Below are 19726 nucleotides of genomic sequence, written 5' to 3'. Positions count from 1 at the left end.
GAGCAAGTGCCCGGGCAGGTTCGTATGCAGCGGCCCGGCAAGGCTGCCGTGACGGCCGCCGTCGCGACGCGTCCGGACCGCTGGCTGTGGATCGGCGCCGCGACCGGCGTGCTGCTGTCGCTGCTGGCTGCATTGGGCGGCGTCGTGGCCGCGCTCGCTGGCGTGCTGGCGCAGCCGGCGTTCGCCGTCGCGGTACGCCGCTGGCGCGCCGGAACGGGCTCCGGTGCCCCGGACTGGCGCGGCGACGGCCTGCCGCTGCTGCTGGCATGGGGCGGTGCGGGCGTCGCGCTTGCCGCCTTGCTGGCCTGGCCGCTGTCGGCGCTGGTCGTGGAGGGCACCCTCTCGGCTGCGCTCGGCGTCAGCGCGGTGATCGGCCTGGTCCTGATCGCACTGTGGCGTACCTGGCCGGCGTGGCAGCGGATCGAGCGCGACGGCGGGTCTGTGGCGGCCGCCTGGCGCGGGTTGCCGGAGGTCGAGCCCGGCGCCTGGCGCGGTGTCGCGGCGGCCGCCGCGGTCCTGCTGCCGTTGCTGCTGGTGTTGCTGCTGGCCTGGCCGGAGCTGCTGGCGGGTGGATGGCGGTGGGCGGTCGGGGTGGCGCTGGCGCTCGTTTCGCCGGCCATGCACCTGTTGCTGCAGGGGCTGCGCGAGGCCGATCCGGTGTTGCTGATCGGGGGGCTGCCGGTGCGTGGCATGGCCACGGACGTCGCGACGGAGCCCGAAGTCCCGCAGACCGGGAGCGAACTGCCGGCCGAGGCGCTCGTGCCGGCGCTGTACGCCGCCGCCCGCAGCGGACGGGTCGAGCGCGCGCTGGAGCTGATCGAGGCCGGTGCCGACCCGCACGCGCCGCCGCCGCCGGGCGAGCGCGACCGCCGCAGCCTGGCGGCGCTGGCATCGGTGTTGCCGGACCTGCGCCTGCTGAGGCAGCTGATCGCCGCCGGCGTCGACCTCAATGCAGCGCACGGCGGCATGACGCCTCTGATCGCGGCGACCCGCGACAGCTGGCACGGACGTCCGGACGCAGTGATGACCCTGCTCGCCAACGGCTCCGATCCGCGCGCCCGCGACGGCGACGGCAACACGCCGCTGCATCATGCCGCGCGCAGCTCCGATCCCGGCGTCGCGGCGCTGCTGCGCGATGCCGCCGCCGATATCGATGCGCTCAACGGCGAGGGCCAGTCGCCGCTGGGCGTGGCCTGCGCCTGCGGCAACTGGCGGCTGGCGCGTTTCCTGCTCGAACGCGGCGCCCGTCCGCACCCCGCCGACGGCCGGCCGGCCCTGCTCGCCGCGGCCGGAGGCGAGGACGACGACCCGGCCGGCGTCCAGCTGCTGCTCAAGCAGAAGGCACGGGTCGACGCCGCCGATGCCCGCGGCCGTACCGCCCTGCACGAAGCGGTGCTGGCCGGACACGAGGAGATCATCGCGGTGCTGCTCGCCGCCGGTGCCGACCCCGCCATCGCCGACGTCCAGGGACACAACGCGGTGCTCGAAGCCGCGCGTGCCGGTCGCCTGGCGGTGCTCGAACGGCTGCTCCAGCACCTTCCACGCGATGGCGCGGAGGAGGCGAATGCGCTGGACGCGAGCGGCCGCAACGCGCTGCAACTGGCATGCATGGCCGAGGCGACCACGCCGGCGCTGATCGAGCGCCTGCTCGCGCTCGGTGTTTCGCCCGAGCACGGCGATGGCGAAGGCAAGCGTGCGGTCGACCGTGCCGCCGAGGCCGGGCGCTGGGCGCTGGTGGCGGCGCTGGACGCGGGTTACGCGATGCCGGCCTGCATCAATGACGACACCGACGGCGACGCCGATGCGCCGTTGCCCGACCGGCCGCCCGCAGCACTGCTGCGCGACGCCCTCGCCGAAGGCCGCGAGCGCGGCGCCGAGTCGGTCGCACGGCTGATGTCGGTCGCCGAGCTGGGGCGGATGCTGCACATTGCCCCGATACCGACGGCGACGCAGGTCGAATGGCTGTTGCGCCATGGCGCCGATGCCGGCGTCCGCAACCCCGCCGGCGACACCGTGCTGTTCGACTGGCTCGATCGCGGACCGGCGGCCTGGCCGCAGGTCGAGACACTGCTGCGGCATGGCCATGCGCCTTCCGGTGCCGGCGGACTGGCGAGGTGCCTGGCCGCCTGCGTGACCGACAAGGCCGCCGCCGCGCACGGCGAGACGCTGGCGCTGGATTTGCTCGAACGCGGCGCCGACCCGTTCGCGCCCTCGCCGGCCGGAGATCCTTCGTTGACGCTGGCGGTGCGCCTGGGCTGGTCGCGGTTGCTCGATCGTCTGCTGACCTGCGGCGTCGACCTCAACGTGCGCGACAGCCATGGCATGAGCGCGCTGCATCTGGCGGCGGCGCTTGGCCGAGAGGACATGCTGCGACGGCTGGTCGCACACGGTGCGGTGCCCGACCTGCTCGCCGCCGATGGCCAGACGCCGCTCGGTGTCGCACTCTCGTCCGGCCGCCGCGATCTTGCCGACTGGCTCGACTGGCGTGGCTGGCCGCTGCCGCGCAGGCGACTGCGCGACAGCGACGTCCCGGCCGCGGCGATCGTCGGCGACGCCGACGCGGTCCGCCGTCTGCTCGACCTCGGTCATCCGGTCGACGCGGCCGACAGCCAGGGCTGCACGGCGTTGCTGCGCGCGTCAGGCGGCGGTCATTCGGCCCTGGTCGGGCTGTTGCTGGCGCGGGGCGCCGATCCGCGCAAGGCGGCCAATTCGGGAGCGACGCCGTTGTCGGCAGCGGTCAGCATGCGCCATGCCGACATCGTCGACGCGCTGATCGCCGCCGGCGCGCCGCTCGAGCAGAGGCTGCCCGGCGAGCTGACGGTGTTGATGGTCGCCTGCGCGCTCGGCCTGCCGGACATGGCCGCGCGTCTGCTCGCGGCCGGCGCCGATGCGCACGCGGTCGACGCCCAGGGCCGTACGCCGTTGCACTGTGCGGCGATGTTCGGTTTCACCGCGCGCGACCGCACCCGCCTGGTCGCGCTGTTCGACACCCTGCTGCTGGCCGACGGCGATGCCGACGTCAGTGCCGCGGGGGTGACGCCACTGCTGCTGCTGCTCGGCGCCCGCGCCGAGCCCGGTACCGCCGCCGACGAGGACTGCCTGATCGCCGGCATGGAACTGCTGGTCGACCACGACGCGCACCTGGACGTCGCCGACCCGCGGGGCTTCGGGCCGCTGCACCTGGCCGCCCTGCATGGCCTGGTCGGTGTGGTGCAGTGGCTGCTGCGCGCTGGCGCCGACCCGGAGCAGCGCGATTCGCTGAACCGCACTCCGCGGGAGATCGCGGTGATGCGCGGCTTCGTCGACATCGCCGCCGAGTTCGGCGCCCCCGCGTCGTCGTCGGGCGTGTCGATGGCGCGCTTCCTCCGCGACAAGTCCTGAGCTGTCCAGCCCGTCGCGCAACTCGGGGAAGCCTTCCGGCAACGGATCGATGCGGATACGGGATACGCATGGATGAAGCAACCGCCGAGGGCCCGTTCCGTGTTGGTCCGCGTAAACCACGACAAGTCGCCTGATCTGACCCTGGCGCACCCCGGAAGAGCCGCCTGACGTCGAATCGGTGCGGATATGCGGCCATGCAGCCGCCGTTGGCCTGACCCGTGTCCATCCGCGGAATTTTTCAGAGTTGCCTGCCCCGCTAGCGATGTTCCGGGTCAGGATCGGAAGCCTTGCCGAGCACGCCTTCGCCGGCGTCGGCGCTGAGCAGCTCCTCCAGTTCGCGGCGGGCGTCCTGCACGGTCTGCATCAGCGCGTTCTCGTCGTGGCGGATCGGGTGCTGCGCCTGCAACAGGCGCTGATCGTGCTCGGCGAAGCGGGCGGCCAGGTGGTGTGCGGTGTCGGCCGGCACGCCCAGCGCACGCAGCACCGCCTCGCCGGTGTGCAGGCTCGAATGCAGCAACTCGCGCACCGGCTCGACGCCGATGTCCATCAATTCCCAGGCGATACGGCGGTCGCGGGCCTGTGCGAACACGCGCGCTTTCGGATACAGGTGGCGGAAGGCCTTGGCGACGCGCAGGCTCTCGGCCGGGTCGTCGATCGCGACCACGAACACGTCCACGTGTGCGGCGCCGGCCGAGCGAAGCAGATCGGGCCGGGCCGGATCGCCGTAGTAGATCAGGTTGCCGAAGCGGCGCGAGAACTCCAACTGCTCCACGTCGTGCTCGATCACGATGAAAGGCGTGCGGTGCATCGCCAGCAGGCGCGCGACGATCTGGCCGAAGCGGCCGAAGCCGGCGATCAGCACCTGCGGGCGACCGTCCTCCGGCATCGGATCGGCCTTACGTTCCGGTTCAGCCCTCGGCTTGTCCGCCAGCGTCCGCGACAGCGCGATCAGCAGCAGCGGAGTCAGCGCCATCGACACGCCGACCGCCGCGACCAGGCGGTCGCGAGCGACCATGTCGAGCAGGCCGGCACGCACCGCCTCGGAGAACACCACGAACGCGAACTCGCCGCCCAGCGCCAGCACCGCGCCCAGCCGCAGCGCCTCGCCGCGGTCGAGGCCGCCGGGGATGCGGCCGACCATGAAGATCAGCGCGAACTTGACCAGCATCAGCGCGGTGACCAGGCCGGCGATGGACAGCGGTTCCGACATTACCCGGCCGAGGTCGATGCTCATGCCGACCGCCATGAAGAACAGGCCCAGCAGCAGGCCCTTGAACGGATCGATCTGCGATTCGAGTTCGTGACGGAACTCCGAGTCGGCCAGCAGCACGCCGGCAATGAACGCCCCCAGGCCGGCCGACAGCCCCGCCGCCTGCATCAGCCAGGCCGATCCGAGCACGGTCAGCAGGGCGGCGCCGGTGAATACCTCCGGCATCTGCGAGCGCGCGACGATGCGGAACAGGTGCCGCAGCAGCAGGCGCCCGCCGAGCACCAGGATCGCGATCGCGGCGACTGCCTTGGCGACGCCCAGCCAGCCTGGCCCGGTCTCGCCGCCGCCGGATGCGAGCAGCGGAATCGCCGCCAGCAGCGGGATAGCCGCCAGGTCCTGGAACAGCAGGATCGCGAATGCCAGCCGTCCGTGCGGCGCGGTCAGCGACTTGCGTTCGGCCAGCAGCTGCAGGCCGACCGCGGTCGACGACAATGCCAGGCCGAAGCCGACCACGATCGCCGCCTTCAACTCCAGCCCGCTCAGCAGCGACAGTCCCGCCAGCGCCAACCCGCACAGCAGCACCTGCAGCCCGCCGACGCCGAACACCGGCCGCCGCATCACCTTCAGCCGCGGCAGCGACAGCTCCAGGCCGATCACGAACAGCATCATCACCACGCCGATCTCCGACGCGGTCAGCACCCGCTCGGCATTGGTGATCACCTTCAGCCCGAACGGCCCCAGCGCGACGCCGGCGGCAAGATAGCCGAGCACTGCGCCCAGACCGAAGCGTCGGAACACCGGCACCGCGATCACCGCGGCGAGCAGGAATACGAGAGCGAGTTCCAGACCTTGTCCGTGCATGAGCTTCCAGAAAATGGTGGCAGGTGCGTTCCGGCGTCGCGGCCGGCCAGACTCATGGGTCAGCAGTATGGCGGCGGAACCTGCGGAACCGGTATTGTGGCAGCCGCAGTATGGCGGCGACCGCATGCCACCGGCGATACCCATGGAGGAAAGGGATGATCCGTTCGGGGATGGTGCATTCGATGAAAGTCCTGGCCCTGATCCTGACGCTGGCCGCCGGATCGGCGCTGGCCGCATCGCCGGACTCCAGGCCGGTGCGCGACCGGGTCGAAGCGAGCATGCTGGTGACTGGCGAGATCGACATCGATCCGGAAGGAGCGGTGTCGTCCTGGCGTCTCGACCAGCCTGAAAAGCTTCCGCCCGCCGTGGTGGAGCTCCTTGGCTCGCACGTGCCCCGATGGCGCTTCAGGCCGGTGCTGATCGATGGCCGGCCCGCGGCGGTGCGCACGAGCGCCAGCATCCACCTCAAGGCGCGCAAGGCGGGCGACGACAGCTATTTCGTCGAGATCGCCGGTGCCCGTTTCTCCGGTGCCAGCAAGGAGAGGAGAGAGGACGTGCCGACGTCCCGGCGCATGTATCCGCCGGTGTTCCCGGGGGCGCTGGCGCGTGAAGGAGCCGGTGGAACCGTCTACCTGCTGATCAGGATCGCACGCGATGGCAGCGTGGAAGACGTGATGGCCGAACGGGTGGACCTGAAGGTGGCCGCGAGCGAGCCGCGCATGCGTCGCATGCGCGATCGTTTCGAGCAGGTCGCCGTCGGCACCGCGCGCAACTGGACCTTCAACCCGCCACGGCAGATGGACGACCAGCCGTACTGGATGGTCCGGGTGCCGATCGATTTCGTCGTGCCCGGGGCGCGCCTGCCGCTCTACGGCGAATGGAATTCCTACATTCCGGGCCCGCGCCGACCCAATCCGTGGTCGCAGGAAGACGACGGCGTCTCGCCGGATACGCTCGCGGCCGGAGGCGTATACCCGGTCGGCCGGCACGGACCGGAGCTGTTGACGCCGCTGAGCGCGCCACGGGGCTGATCCGGGTCGGGAGCCCGTAGCCGCATGCGTAAAGAAGGATCTCGACCGAGTCTGGTGTGGTTGTACGCTGCGATCGGGCTTCTTGCGTACGCGCTGGTGGGCGCCTTCCTCAACGATCTCTACATTCCTGGCCGGCGCGGAAGGGGGCTCCATCTGCACAACGAGGCGATAGCGCCCGGCCTGCTCAGCATCTTCCTCTTTTCGTTCGCGTTTCTGATCGACGCGTTCAGGCGGGGCCGCTGGACGGTGCCGATTCGACGCGCCCTTTTCGCTGCTTCGGCGGCAGCGTTCCTGTATTGCCTTCATGTCGCAGCCAATCCATACGGAAAGCGGCTGGCGACAAGTGGAGAATGCGAACGGACATTCCTGAGGATCGAAACCCTGTCCCGAACCGTTTCTGACGATCGCGAGATGTCCGGCTGGCTGCGCGAGCGCGCTTCGCGCTGCGGCGAAGAACCAATTCTGAAGAGCTACCACGATTGCGTGATGAGGGCCGAGGTGCCGCATGACATCAATGGATGCGGTTCGGAGTCGGAGATGCTTCATGATCGCGCCAATGCAAGCTGACGGCCCGATGGATCCGGAATCGCGTGGCAGGCGGGCCGGAACGATCGCCGACAACGGGAGGATGCGATGAAGTTTCTGACCCGCGATGAGGCCGGCCGGTTCGCGGAGCGCTGGCTGCCGGCATGGACCGGCAACGATCCGGAACGGCTGGCGAACTTCTATTCCGAGGACGCGTTCTACCTCGATCCCGGAATTCCGCAGGGCATCACGGGCCGGCCGGCGCTGCTGGCCTACTTCAGGAAGCTCCTGGGCCACAACCCGGACTGGGTGTGGTCGCAGATCGAGGGCATTCCGCTGGAGGACGGCTTCCTGAACAAGTGGCTGGCGCGGATCCCGGTCGGGGACAGCGCGCTGGAGATCGTCGGCGTGTGTTTCGTCCAACTGGACGATGCAGGCAGGATCCGGCGGAACGAGGTGTACTTCGACAGGTCCGGGTTGCTGGCGGCGATCGGCGACCGTCGCGCGCGCTGACGATCCCGGAAGCCGAGAGCGGGACTCCCGATCGACGCGTTTCCGGCGGTGGATGTCGTGCCGTCGCAGGAGGCGTCGCTCGACCGGTTCCCCGGCCCATGTCCTTCCTCGCGTGCGGATGACGACAGGGATCCAGTCCCTCTCGCCCACGGCCGCCGCGGCCGGGGTCCGAGCGGGCTCGGGACGACAAAGGAAAACGCCCCGCGATGCGGGGCGTTTTCGTGTGCGTCGATAGCTGGCCTCAGCGCTTCATCGAGGCGAAGAACTCGTCGTTCGACTTGGTGTTCTTCATCTTGTCGAGCAGGAACTCCATCGCGCCGATCTCGTCCATGCCGTGCAGCAGTTTGCGCAGGATCCAGATCTTCTGCAGCAGGTCGGGCTCGATCAGCAGGTCTTCGCGGCGGGTGCCGGAGCGGTTGATGTTGATCGCCGGGTAGACGCGCTTCTCGGCGATCTGGCGCGACAGGTGCACCTCGGAATTGCCGGTGCCCTTGAACTCCTCGTAGATCACCTCGTCCATCTTGCTTCCGGTGTCGATCAGCGCGGTGGCGATGATGGTCAGCGAGCCGCCTTCCTCGACATTGCGGGCGGCGCCGAAGAAGCGCTTCGGGCGATGCAGTGCGTTGGCGTCGACACCGCCGGTCAGGACCTTGCCCGAGGACGGCACGACGTTGTTGTAGGCGCGGGCCAGGCGGGTGATCGAGTCGAGCAGGATCACGACGTCCTTCTTGTGCTCGACCAGGCGCTTGGCGCGCTCGATCACCATCTCGGCGACCTGCACATGGCGCGCGGCGGGCTCGTCGAAGGTCGAGCTGACCACCTCGCCGCGTACGGTGCGCTGCATCTCGGTGACTTCCTCCGGACGCTCATCGACCAGCAGCACGATCAGGTGCACGTCCGGGTGGTTGGTGGTGATCGCGGTGGCGACCTGCTGCATCAGCATGGTCTTGCCTGCCTTCGGCGGGCTGACGATCAGTGCGCGCTGGCCCTTGCCCTGCGGCGCCATCAGGTCGAGGATGCGGCCGGTGATGTCCTCGGTGCTGCCGTCGCCGCGCTCCAGCCGGAACCGGCGGCGCGGGAACAGCGGGGTCAGGTTCTCGAACAGGGTCTTGTTCTTCGACGCTTCCAACGGCTCGCCGTTGATGGTGTCGACCACCGACAGCGCGAAGTAGCGCTCGCCGTCCTTCGGCCAACGGATGCGGCCGGACAGGTGGTCGCCGGTGCGCAGGTTGAAGCGGCGGATCTGGCTCGGGCTGATGTAGACGTCGTCCGGGCCGGCCAGGTAGCTGGCCTCGAGGGCGCGCAGGAAGCCGAAGCCGTCCGGCAGGATTTCCAGCACGCCGTCGGCGGCGACGCCCTCGCCGTGGCGGGTCAGCACCTTCAGCAGGGCGAAGATCACGTCCTGCTTGCGGGCGCGGGCGACGCCCTCCTGGATCTGCAACTGCTCGGCGATCTCCAGCAGCTTCGGCGCGGGCATCCGCTTCAGGTCGCCGAGAGAGTACTGCGGGAAGCCTTCCGGCACCTGCGGGTGCGGTCGCGGGGTGAACTCCTCCGCGCCGCTGTCGTCGGGCATGCCGTCGCGGCCACGGTTGCGGTTGCGGTCGCGGCGGTTGCGGAAGCGTTCGCGGCGGTTGCCGCGGCCCCCGTCCTGGCCGCCGTCGCGATCGCGGTTCTCGCGCTGGCCGCCTTCACGCTGGCCGCCCTCGCCGGCGGGGGGCGCCGCGCTGCCGCCCTCGGCCGATGCCGGGGCGTCGCCACCCGATGCGGGGGCGCTCGGAGCGGCCGCCGCTTCGGTCTTCACCGGCTCGGGGCGGGGGGTGTCGGTCCGGGCCGGCTCGGCGGCGGACTCGGTCTTGCTGGAAGAGGCCGCGGTGCTGGCCTTGGTCGCACGCGGCTTGCGCACGCGCTTCTCGGCGGTCTCGCCGGCGTCGGGAGTGTTATCGGACAAGCGTCATTTCCTCGCTAAGCGGCGAGCGCTCGCCGCGGGCGAGCGGAGCGTCATGGACGTGGTGGGTCTGGTGTTTCCAGAAGGGTGCGGCGAGACGGACATCCATCCAGAAACGCCGGGTGTACTGAAACTAGCACCGCAAAGGCGCGTCGCGCAAGGGTTTCGGCGCTGGCCGTTCACCTTGCGGCGCCGGCCGGGCGTGCCCCGGTCCGGACAGCCGGCACCGCGCTCCGGTGGACGGGGCGGTGCCGGGAACGGGGCCGGAATCAGATCGCCTTGTCGAGCATCTGCGCGAGCTGGGCCTTGCCGACCGCGCCGATCTGGGTGTCCTGGACCTGGCCGTCCTTGAACAGCAGCAGCATCGGGATCGACCGGACGTGGTACTTCATCGCGGTCGCGCGGTTGTGGTCCACGTTCAGCTTGGCGATCTTGACCTTGCCGTCATAGGCCTCGGCCAGCTCGTCCAGGGCCGGGGCGATCATCTTGCAGGGGCCGCACCATTCGGCCCAGAAGTCGACCAGCACGGGTTCGGACGACTGCAACACGGCGCTGTCGAAATCGGCATCGCCGACATGCATGATTTTATCGCTCACAAGGCTCTCCTGGGTGGTGCGGATGCGGAAGGTCGGGCCGTTGCCAGGCCCTGCCGCGGCCCGGGGCACCGGATCCGCGGCCGCCGGCGGGTTGCGGCCGGCATTGAGGTAAACTGGGGCGTTTCACGGCGGCTTCAAGGCCCGCCGACGCTGCGGTCAGGGATCCACTGGCCGACCCCGGCAGTCTGCTGCGACGGCGTGACCCGCGCAAGCGCTGCCCCATGACAAGTCGCGATGACACGATGAGAAGACGTGCGCCGCGCATGGAAACCTGAACCGAATGAGCGACAAACCCCTGACCGATGTCACCTTCGAGTCCTTCGGCCTGCATCCCGATCTGCTGGCCGGCCTCGAAGGCGCCGGATTCACCCGCTGTACCCCGATCCAGGCGATGACCCTGCCGATCGCCCTGACCGGCCGCGACGTCGCCGGCCAGGCCCAGACCGGCACCGGCAAGACCCTGGCCTTCCTGGTCGCGGTGATGAACCGCCTTCTGACCCGCCCGGCGCTGGCCGAGCGCAAGCCCGAGGACCCGCGCGCGCTGATCCTGGCGCCGACCCGCGAGCTGGCGATCCAGATCCACAAGGACGCGGTGAAGTTCGGCAGTGACCTGGGACTGAAGTTCGCCCTGGTCTACGGCGGCGTCGACTACGACAAGCAGCGCTCGATCCTGCAGGAAGGCGCCGACATCATCATCGCCACCCCCGGTCGGCTGATCGACTACGTCAAGCAGCACAAGGTGGTCAGCCTGCATGCCTGCGAGATGTGCGTGCTGGACGAGGCCGACCGGATGTTCGACCTCGGCTTCATCAAGGACATCCGTTTCCTGCTGCGGCGGATGCCGATCCGCACCGAGCGCCAGACCCTGCTGTTCTCCGCCACCCTGAGCCATCGCGTGCTGGAGCTGGCCTACGAGCACATGAACGAGCCGCAGAAGCTGGTCGTCGAGGCCGAGACGGTCACCGCCGCGCGGGTGCGCCAGAAGATGTACTTTCCCGCCGACGAGGAGAAGATTCCGCTGCTGATCGGCCTGCTGTCGCGCAGCGAGGGCACCCGCACGATGGTGTTCGTGAACACGAAGGTGTTCGTGGAGCGGGTCGCCCGCGCGCTGGAGAAGGCCGGTCACCGGGTCGGCGTGCTGTCCGGCGACGTGCCGCAGAAGAAGCGCGAGACCCTGCTGGGCCGTTTCCAGAAGGGCCAGCTCGACATCCTGGTGGCGACCGACGTCGCCGCCCGCGGCCTGCACATCGACGGCGTCAGCCACGTCTACAACTTCGACCTGCCGTTCGACGCCGAGGACTATGTCCATCGCATCGGCCGTACGGCTCGTCTTGGAGCGGAGGGCGACGCGATCAGCTTCGCCTGCGAGCGCTATGCGATGAGTTTGCCCGACATCGAGGCCTACATCGAGCAGAAGATCCCGGTCGAGCCGATGTCTCCGGAGCTGCTGGTGGCGGTGCCGCGCGCGGCGCGCGAGCAGTCCGAAGGCGACGAGGGCGAGAGCGTCAGCGCGATCTTCCGGGAGGCGCGCGAACAGCGTGCCGCCGACGAGGAGCGCCGCGGTGGCGGCAAGGGCGGTGGCGGTCGCGGCGCACGTTCGCGCAGCGGCGAACGCGGTCCGCGTCGCGAGGGTGGCGACGGCGAACGTGCCGCGCGCGCGCCGCGGGCGCCGAAGCCGGCCACGGAAGCCGCTGCCGAAGTGGCATCCAAAGTGGTCGCTGCCGCCGAGGGCGAGGCGCCCAAGCCACGCAAGCGCCGCCGCCGTCGTGGCGGCCGCCGCGTCGAGGGTGCGGGTGAAGCCGTCCAGGCCACGCGCAGCAATGGCAGCCCGACCCAGGTTCCGGCCGGCAAGCCTGCTGGCGGCGGTTCGGGCAAGCCGCGCGCGGCGTCGAAACCGGCGGTCGAGCCGGCCGCCGACGCCAGGCCGGGCCTGCTGACCCGGATCGGTCGCGGTCTGAAATCGCTGGTGACCCGCGCGCCGCGTTCGCAGCACTGACGCCGGCCGATGTCGCGACAGACCGCTCGATTCAGGGTCGGGGCGGCGTGAGCCGCGGTGAAGCGTTGCCACGAAAGCCCGTCGCGGCTCACGCCGCTCCGGCAGTGGCTCCTGCGGCGCGGTTCGGCATCGACACGCTGGTCGGGAGCGGCATTAGGTCGTAGCCTTTGCCACTGGCACCGTGCCCTGGAACCCCGGTATTCATGAGCGTCCTGCGCTTCGACAATGTCAGCAAGCGGTACGCCAGCGGGCGCGACGCGCTCAGCGAGGTGAGTTTCGAGGTCGGAGCCGGCGAGATGCTGTTCGTCACCGGCCACTCCGGTGCGGGCAAGAGCACGCTGCTGAAGCTGATCCACCTGTCCGAGCGCCCCAGCCGCGGCACCGTGCTGTTCGGCGAGAAGAACCTCATGAAGGTGCGCGGCCGGCGGGTCGCGCTGCACCGGCGCGAGGTCGGCGTGGTGTTCCAGGATCACCGCCTGCTCGCCGACCGCAGCGTTGCCGACAACGTCGGCCTGCCGCTGGTGCTGCGCGGCGAACGTCGTGGCGAGATCGGCAAGCGCGTACGCAGCCTGCTCGACCGGGTTGGGCTGGGCGATCGCGCCAGCGCGCTGCCGGCGCAGCTGTCGGCCGGCGAGCAGCAGCGGGTCGGGATCGCCCGCGCGATCATCGCCGAGCCGCGCCTGCTGGTCGCCGACGAGCCGACCGGCAACCTCGACCCGACCCTGTCGGCGGAAATCATGGCGCTGTTCGAGTCGCTGCCCGAGCGCGGCACCAGCGTGATGGTCGCCAGCCACGACCTGGCCCTGGTCAAGCGGATGAAGAAGCGCGTGCTGGTGCTCGACCACGGGCAACTGCTCGACGACATTGCGCCGGAGGACCTGGCCGAATGAGCGCGAACGCACCCCAGACGGGGCCGCGCGCGGCGGCCAAGGCACCCGCGGCGCGGCGGCCGTCGCGTTTCGGTGCGTGGATCGACCACCATGCGTTCAGCCTGGTGGCCAGCGTCGGCCGCCTGCTGGCCAAGCCGTGGGCGGCGGCGTTGACGATCGGGGTGATGGCGGTCGCGCTGGCGTTGCCGTTGGGCCTGTGGGCGGCGCTGGGCAACGTCGAACGCTTCGTCGGCGACGTGCAGGAGGCGCGCGAGATCAGCGTGTTCCTGAAGCCGGAAGTCGCGGTCGAACGCGCGCGCGAACTGGCCGCCGCGCTGGCGTCGCGTGGCGATGTCGGCGCGGTCGAGCTGCGCACCCCGGAGCAGGGACTGGAAGCGCTGCGGGCGGCGAGCGGCCTGGATGAAGCGATCGCCGTGATCGGCGACAACCCGCTGCCGAGCGTGCTGGTCGTGCGCCCGGGCGGCGACGAGCTGGCCCTGGCCGATTCGCTCGCGGCGCTGCCCGAGGCCGACCTGGTCCAGCACGATGCGGTCTGGCGGCAGCGGCTGGACAGCTGGCTGCGTTTCGGCGTGCGGCTGGCGCTGGTGCTGGCGCTGCTGCTGGGGATCGGCGCATTGCTGGTGGTCGGCAACACCGTGCGGCTGGACATCCAGCAGCGGCGCGAGGAAGTCAGCGTATTGCAGCAACTGGGCGCGACCGACGGTTTCATCCGCCGCCCGTTCCTCTACCTGGGCGCCTGCTACGGGGTGCTCGCCGGCCTGCTCGCACTGGCCGTGCTGACCGCGACCGAATGGGCGCTGCGACCGGCACTGGCCGAGCTCGCGCGCAGCTATGGCAGCGAGTTCATGCTGCAGGGATTCGGATTGACACACGCGATTGCGATCGTGATCGGGGCCGGCGTGCTCGGCTGGCTCGGCGCAGGGCTGGTGACCGGGCACACCTTGCGGCAGACCCGCCCGACCGACACCTGACTGCGTGTACCTGACGACGTGATTCCGTGAGTACGAATGCCGTGACCGATGCACCCCATACCCTCAGGCACCTGGCCGACGACGCCCCGCGGGTGATGGTGGTCGACGGTTCCAGGCTGGTCCGCAAGCTGATCGGCGACACCCTGCGCCGTTCGCTGGAACGGGTCGAGGTCGTCACCTGCGGCAACATCGGCGAGGCGCGCGAGGCGCTGGCGGCAGCGCCGGTGAACCTGGTCACCACCGCGCTGGTATTGCCCGACGGCGATGGTGTCGCCCTCGCACGCAGCGTGCGCGAGGCGGCCGGACAGGCCTACGTGCCGGTGATCGTCGTCTCCGGCGACGCCCAGGCGCATCTGGAGGCGCGGCAGTTCACCGAGGATGTGACCGACTACTTCGACAAGGCGCTCGGCCACGAGGCGCTGGCCGCCTTCATCCGCGGCTACGTGCAGCCGGAACCGATACCCGATGCGCGCGTGCTCTATGTCGAGGACAGCAAGGTCGTCGCGTTGGCGACCAAGCGCATGCTCGAGCGCCACGGCGTCAGGGTGATGCATTTCATCGGCGTCGAGGAGGCGCTGGAGTACCTGGAATCGCACCGCGGCCAGGACGATCCCGGCGCGGACCTGGTCCTGACCGACGTCTACCTGAAGGGCGAGCTCAGCGGCATGGATCTGCTGCAGCGGCTGCGCGGCGACTTCGGCTACGGCAAGCGTCGCCTGCCGGTGCTGGTGATGACCGGCGACGACAACCGCGACAACCAGAGCAAGTTGCTGAGGCAGGGCGCCAACGATCTGGTGCTGAAGCCGATCGAGGAGCGCCTGTTGATAACCAAGACCCTGTTCCAGCTGCGGGTCTCGCGGTTGTAGGGCGGCAGTCGGAGGCGACGCCCGGCATCTCCCATCGGGACGCCGGACAGGCGGGCCGCGGCGGAGCCCGGCCGTGTGCCGGAGAACCCGCGCGGGGTCAGACCGTCATGCCCGTCCGCGTGCGCGACCTCCACTGCAGGACGGACCAGGGACGAGCGCCCCGGCCCGTCCGCACGGTCACTGCGCGGACACGCCCAGGCAGGCGGCGATCGCGGCCAGTGCCTGCTTCTCGTCCTTGCTGATCCTGCTGCCGAAGCCGAACAGGCCGCCGCCGGAAGCGCTGGCGATCGCGTGGCCGAGACCCAGCAGTGCCTGCTTGAACTCGCCGGCCTCGTCGGCCGGAAGCTTGGCGTCGACGATGAGCCGCGCCTGCAGCAGCTCGATCGCGGGTGAGGGCGCATCGTCGGAAAAGATCGAGGCCATGATGCCAGGGATGTCGTGGATCACGTTGGTCACGATCCGGTTCATCAGCGGATTCCTGAGCAGCTCGGCATCGCCCAGCGTCTTGACGAACGTCTCCGCCTCCTTCTTCTCGATCTTGCCGTCGGAGGCGGCGACTGCGGCGAAGACCATGAACACCGAACGCTTCAGCACGTCGAACTCGTCCGGTGAGAATTCGGTGGCCTGTTCCCCCGCTTCCCCGGCGGTCGCGCCCGCTTCGGCGACGTATTTCTCGGCCCACAACCGACCGCCTTCCTGATGGGACTCCAGCCCGGCGACGAAGGCCTGCATCAGTCCGTCGACCGCGTCGCGCGGGATTTCCGCAAGCTCGGTGAGCTTGATCGCATGGACCGCAAAGCCGTCGGCGTGATTCGCGTTGCGGTACGGAACCAGCAACTGCAGCCTGCTCGCGTCGTTGGCCGCGAAGCGGATGTCGGCGACGAGGGCGTCGACCTTGCCCGATTCGAGCGTGACCAGGGTGTCCTTGACGAACACCGCGCCCGTCGTACCCGGCTCCAGCCGGGAGATCTTCTCGGCCCCCATCGCCATCGCCTGCGCGGAGCCCATGGCCAGCCTTTCCATCCGCGCGCCGCCGTCGCTTCCCAGGTGCCCGACGATCGGGATCAGCACCTCTCCGTCCGACACGCTCCAGATCGCGTGGGCAACCGTGTGGCCGGCCATTTTCATCGTGTTCTGCATTCGGTGTTCCCCCTGTTTTCCATGTTGTGCTGAGTGGCATATGCCGCGCCCGCGCCGGAACGGCGTCGCCGCACCTGGCGTGGCCGTCCATGCGCCGCGGACCCGGCGGCGCCACGACGTCGGGAGCCCGCGTCGCGGACTCCTCGTCATGGATTCCGTGTTTCGATGATCTGCCGGCGACGACGCGGATTGCCCGGACATCGTGCAGCGTCCGTTCTTCCCCGGCATTCCGCGACCGGGCCATGTTACGGCAAGCGTGTGTCGATCTTCGTCTGGGCGCCGGGATGACGACCGGCCTGCGGGCCGCTAGCCTGTACGGCCATCCCAGCCGCAAGCCCCTCGGATGCCCGACACCGATCGCATCAAACTCGAACCCTCGTGGAAGGCGCACGTCGGCGACTACCTGCTGCGCGAGGACATGCAGGCGCTGTCGGCATTCCTGCGCCAGCGCAGGGCGGCGGGAGCGACGATCTATCCGCCGGGCCCGCAGATCTTCGCCGCCTTCGATGCGACGCCGTTCGACGCGGTCAAGATCGTCGTGCTCGGGCAGGACCCCTACCACGGACCGGGGCAGGCGCACGGCCTGTGCTTCTCGGTACGCCCGGGCGTGCCGGTGCCGCCGTCGCTGCAGAACATCTACAAGGAGCTGCAGCGCGACGTCGGCTTCGAGCCGCCGCCGCATGGCTACCTGCAGTGCTGGGCAGAGCGCGGCGTGCTGCTGCTCAACGCCGTGCTCACGGTCGAGGCCGGACGGCCCGGCAGTCACCAGGGGAAGGGCTGGGAAGGCTTCACCGACCACGTCGTCGACGTGCTCAATCGCGAGCGCGAGGGCCTGGTGTTCCTGCTGTGGGGCAGCTATGCGCAGGCCAAGGGCAAGGTGATCGATCCGCGTCGCCACCGGGTGCTCAAGGCTCCGCATCCGTCGCCGCTGTCGGCGCACCGCGGGTTTCTCGGCTGCGGTCATTTTTCCGCAGCCAACGAGTACCTCGCCCGGCATGGGCAGAAGCCCGTCGACTGGTCGCTGCCGGCGGTGCCGTAGGCGTCGGCTCCGGCTCCGGCGCTTTGCGCGAAGCGCTGCGGCAGCGATGATGCGGTGACCACGGGATCGGACGGACGGGGACGGCCGCGATGGGAAGGAAGATCAAGTTGGGCCTGACCGCACTGGGCGTCCTGCTGCTGTCGACCCTGCTGTTCGTGCTGCTGGGGTTCTCGACGCTGCCGCCGCGACCCGAAGGGCCGCCGGTTTTCGCGATCCCGGCCGGCCGGGATGCCCGTCTCGACGCGGTGGTGCAGCCGGCGCTGGACGAGCGTCCGGGACAGTCCGGCTTCCATCTGGTCTCCGACGGCGTTGCGGCGTTCGCGCTGCGCGGCCTGTCCGGGCGGGCCGCCGAGCGCAGTCTCGACCTGCAGTACTACATCTGGCACGACGACATGACCGGCCGGCTGCTGGCGCTGGAACTGATCGAGGCCGCCGACCGCGGCGTGCGGGTTCGCCTGCTGCTCGACGACATGGACGCGCGGGCGAAGAACTTCGCGCTGGCGGCGCTGGCCGCGCATCCGAACATCGACGTGCGCCTGTTCAATCCGTTCGCGTCGCGCCGGGGCCTGTTCGGAAAGGGCATGGAGGCGATCACCAGCTTCTCGCGGATCAACCACCGGATGCACAACAAGAGCTGGATCGTCGACAACCGCTTCGCGATCGCCGGCGGCCGCAACATCGGTGACGAGTACTTCTCGGCCAGCGATCACGTCAACTTCAACGACCTCGACCTCGCCTTCGTCGGCCCCGCGGTCGAGGAGCTGAGCGCATCGTTCGACCGTTACTGGAACTCCGCGCAGGTCTGGCCGATCGAGTCGCTGAGCCCGGACGCGGTCACGACCGCGGCACTTGACACGCTGCGCCGCCAGGCCCGGGACTATGCGGTGGAGGCGCGCGGGACGCCGTACATCCAGGCGATGGAGGGCCACGATGCGGTCGCGGCGGCACGCGCGATGACGCTGCCGATGCACTGGACCGGCCGTTGGCAGGTGCTCAGCGACGCGCCCGACAAGGCGGCGTACAAGGACTCGCCGATGGAAGGATCGGCGGTGTTGAGCGGGCTGAATCGTGCCGTGGACGCGGCCGACGACGACGTGGTGCTGATCTCGCCGTACTTCGTGCCCGGCGCGACCGGTGCCGCGCAGCTGACTTCCCTGGTCGCCGACGGTCGCGAGGTCCGCATCCTGACCAACTCGCTGGCCGCAAACGACGTCGCCGCGGTCCACGGCGGCTACGCCGGCTATCGCAAGACGCTGCTGGCCGGCGGCGTGAAGCTGTGGGAACTCAAACCCGAGCACGCGCAGGACGGCGATGGCGACGGCATCAGCCTGTTCGGTTCGTCCGGCGCCAGCCTTCACAGCAAGGCGGCGCTGATCGACGGCCACGTGGCCTTCGTCGGTTCGTTCAATCTCGATCCGCGTTCGGTATCGCTGAACTGCGAACAGGGAATCCTGGTCGACGAGCCGGCGATCGCCGCCGAGGTCGCGGCGCTGTTCGGGACGATGACCTCGCCGGCCGCGGCATGGGAAGTGACCCTCGACGGTGGCGAACTGCGCTGGAACGACGGTACCGGCAGTTTCGACCGCGAGCCAGACGCCGGTTTCGGACGGCGCTTCCAGGCCTGGCTGGCGCGCTGGCTGCCGGTCGAGGCGCTGTTGTGAGACGCCCGTGTCGAAGCGTTCGACGACGACAGCGACATGAACGGCGAATGCGCGCGGACGTTCGTTCCGGGACAGCGATCATCCGAAGGTCGAGCACCGCAAGCGGGACTACAATCCTTCCGCATGCCGCCGGTGTGCGGCATGATCGGCGGTGCGCGCGATCCGGTCCAGGCGTGGTGCCGAAGGGCCGGCGACGCGGAAGTGAATCGACGCGCGCCGTGCGGAACGGCAAGGTACGGCGCCGCGGGAATCCACGGACGGCGATGCAGGGCAGGGGCGGATCCGGGGTATTGGGATCTGAAAAGGGTGAAAAGCGATGGGGCGGCTCGACAGTGGTGAAATGACCGTGTCCGGTTCGTCGGGTGAATCGGCGCAGCCGGGCACCGACGCAAAGCTGGCCACCCTGGCGGTGGTCGAGGACGACGAGGAATACAGGGAGTCGCTTCTGGTCCCGACGCTCGCGTCCGCGGGTTTCTCGGTGCAGGGCATGGCGAGCGCACTGGAACTCTACCGGTCGATGACGGCCCGCCGTTACGACCTGGTACTGCTCGATGCCGGGCTGCCCGACGACGACGGCTTCAGCATCGCCCGCCACCTGCGCGGTCTTTCGGCGACCGTCGGAATCGTCATGCTGACCGGCTACGTTTCCGCGCGCGACAGGATGCGGGGACTGGACGCGGGCGTCGACGCCTACCTCACCAAACCGGTCGACATGGACGTGCTGCTCGCGACGCTGCGCAATCTGGCCAGGCGGGTGGCGCCGGAACCCGCCACGCCGGATCCGGATGCGGGCGGGCAGTGGCGGCTGGCCGATGGCGGCTGGTGCATCGTCTCGCCGGCCGGCGTCCAGGTGACGATGAGCCTTCCGGAAAAGCAGGTGATGTCGATGCTTGCCGTCGCGCCGGGGACCGCCGTCAAACGCGAGCGCCTGATCGCCCGCCTGGTCGAGAACGTCCACGATTTCGATCCGCATCGACTCGAGATGCTGATCTACCGCCTGCGCAGGAAGTGCCTGAAGCTGACCCGGGAAGAGCTGCCGCTGCGCGCGGTCCGTGGCGTCGGCTACGTGCTGACCTGGTAGCCCGCTCCGATGCAGGTCCA

15 protein-coding genes are annotated in these 19726 nt (G+C 69.9%); 11 read left to right on the top strand and 4 right to left on the bottom strand.

The genetic code is table 11. The features are described 5' to 3' along the window. Positions 1–24 precede the first annotated feature (24 nt). Positions 25–3381: an ankyrin repeat domain-containing protein gene (locus L3V18_RS07570; RefSeq protein WP_237054234.1), complete on the top strand. Its 3357-nt coding sequence runs from the start codon at positions 25–27 to the stop codon at positions 3379–3381. A 256-nt stretch (positions 3382–3637) separates the two neighbouring features. On the opposite strand, the gene L3V18_RS07565 is transcribed toward L3V18_RS07570, so the two are convergent. Then, a complete protein-coding gene (locus tag L3V18_RS07565; protein ID WP_237054065.1) occupies positions 3638–5452 on the bottom strand; it encodes a monovalent cation:proton antiporter-2 (CPA2) family protein in 1815 nt (604 codons plus the stop codon). A 182-nt stretch (positions 5453–5634) separates the two neighbouring features. On the opposite strand from L3V18_RS07565, the gene L3V18_RS07560 reads away from it, so the two are divergent. The 3 genes from L3V18_RS07560 to L3V18_RS07550 all read left to right on the top strand — a co-directional run bounded on the left by L3V18_RS07560 (position 5635) and on the right by L3V18_RS07550 (position 7521). Continuing rightward, positions 5635–6483, top strand: coding sequence for an energy transducer TonB (locus tag L3V18_RS07560; RefSeq protein ID WP_237054064.1), 849 nt, complete (start codon positions 5635–5637; stop codon positions 6481–6483). A gap of 24 nt (positions 6484–6507) precedes the next feature. Next, positions 6508–7050 (top strand): hypothetical protein, encoded by a 543-nt coding sequence (locus L3V18_RS07555; RefSeq protein WP_237054063.1) that lies wholly within the window; start codon positions 6508–6510, stop codon positions 7048–7050. Positions 7051–7116: 66 nt separating this feature from the next. Further along, the gene (locus L3V18_RS07550) at positions 7117–7521 is read left to right on the top strand and encodes a nuclear transport factor 2 family protein (RefSeq protein WP_237054062.1); all 405 of its coding nucleotides are present in this window, start codon (positions 7117–7119) and stop codon (positions 7519–7521) included. A gap of 241 nt (positions 7522–7762) precedes the next feature. Here L3V18_RS07550 and rho read toward each other — a convergent pair whose 3' ends face one another. Both rho and trxA read right to left on the bottom strand, forming a co-directional pair. Continuing rightward, positions 7763–9469, bottom strand: a complete 1707-nt coding sequence (gene rho / locus L3V18_RS07545; RefSeq protein ID WP_237054061.1) for a transcription termination factor Rho — start codon at positions 9467–9469, stop codon at positions 7763–7765. 266 nt (positions 9470–9735) lie between these two features. Beyond that, on the bottom strand, positions 9736–10062 hold the full coding sequence (trxA, locus tag L3V18_RS07540; protein WP_237054060.1) for a thioredoxin TrxA: 327 nt from the start codon (positions 10060–10062) through the stop codon (positions 9736–9738). Positions 10063–10342: 280 nt separating this feature from the next. On the opposite strand from trxA, the gene rhlB reads away from it, so the two are divergent. The 4 genes from rhlB to L3V18_RS07520 all read left to right on the top strand — a co-directional run bounded on the left by rhlB (position 10343) and on the right by L3V18_RS07520 (position 14785). Continuing rightward, positions 10343–12058 carry an ATP-dependent RNA helicase RhlB gene (gene rhlB, locus L3V18_RS07535; RefSeq protein WP_237054059.1) on the top strand — a complete coding sequence of 572 codons (1716 nt, stop codon included), beginning with the start codon at positions 10343–10345 and terminating at the stop codon, positions 12056–12058. Between the two features lie 203 nt (positions 12059–12261). Continuing rightward, positions 12262–12948 (top strand): cell division ATP-binding protein FtsE, encoded by a 687-nt coding sequence (gene ftsE, locus L3V18_RS07530; RefSeq protein ID WP_237054058.1) that lies wholly within the window; start codon positions 12262–12264, stop codon positions 12946–12948. Beyond that, entirely contained in the window at positions 12945–13919 is a 975-nt protein-coding gene (gene ftsX, locus L3V18_RS07525; protein WP_237054057.1) for a permease-like cell division protein FtsX, read from the top strand. Before ftsE ends, ftsX begins: the two co-directional genes overlap by 4 nt. 95 nt (positions 13920–14014) lie before the next feature. After that, complete coding sequence (locus L3V18_RS07520; protein ID WP_237054233.1) at positions 14015–14785, top strand: response regulator; 771 nt, start codon at positions 14015–14017, stop codon at positions 14783–14785. Positions 14786–14962: 177 nt separating this feature from the next. On the opposite strand, the gene L3V18_RS07515 is transcribed toward L3V18_RS07520, so the two are convergent. Beyond that, positions 14963–15913 carry a hypothetical protein gene (locus tag L3V18_RS07515; protein WP_237054056.1) on the bottom strand — a complete coding sequence of 317 codons (951 nt, stop codon included), beginning with the start codon at positions 15911–15913 and terminating at the stop codon, positions 14963–14965. 355 nt (positions 15914–16268) lie between these two features. Here L3V18_RS07515 and ung point away from each other — a divergent pair, with 355 nt between their 5' ends. The 3 genes from ung (at position 16269) to L3V18_RS07500 (ending at position 19706) form a co-directional block, all read left to right on the top strand. Next, positions 16269–16964 (top strand): uracil-DNA glycosylase, encoded by a 696-nt coding sequence (gene ung, locus L3V18_RS07510; protein WP_237054055.1) that lies wholly within the window; start codon positions 16269–16271, stop codon positions 16962–16964. Positions 16965–17053: 89 nt separating this feature from the next. Next, positions 17054–18625: a phospholipase D family protein gene (locus L3V18_RS07505; protein ID WP_237054054.1), complete on the top strand. Its 1572-nt coding sequence runs from the start codon at positions 17054–17056 to the stop codon at positions 18623–18625. 316 nt (positions 18626–18941) lie between these two features. Beyond that, entirely contained in the window at positions 18942–19706 is a 765-nt protein-coding gene (locus L3V18_RS07500; RefSeq protein ID WP_237054053.1) for a response regulator transcription factor, read from the top strand. The last annotated feature ends 20 nt before the right edge of the window (positions 19707–19726 follow it).

The organism is Marilutibacter chinensis, from assembly GCF_021725675.1.
In the GTDB taxonomy this organism is placed as follows: domain Bacteria; phylum Pseudomonadota; class Gammaproteobacteria; order Xanthomonadales; family Xanthomonadaceae; genus Marilutibacter; species Marilutibacter chinensis.
This window is presented reverse-complemented; position numbering and strand designations above follow the sequence as displayed.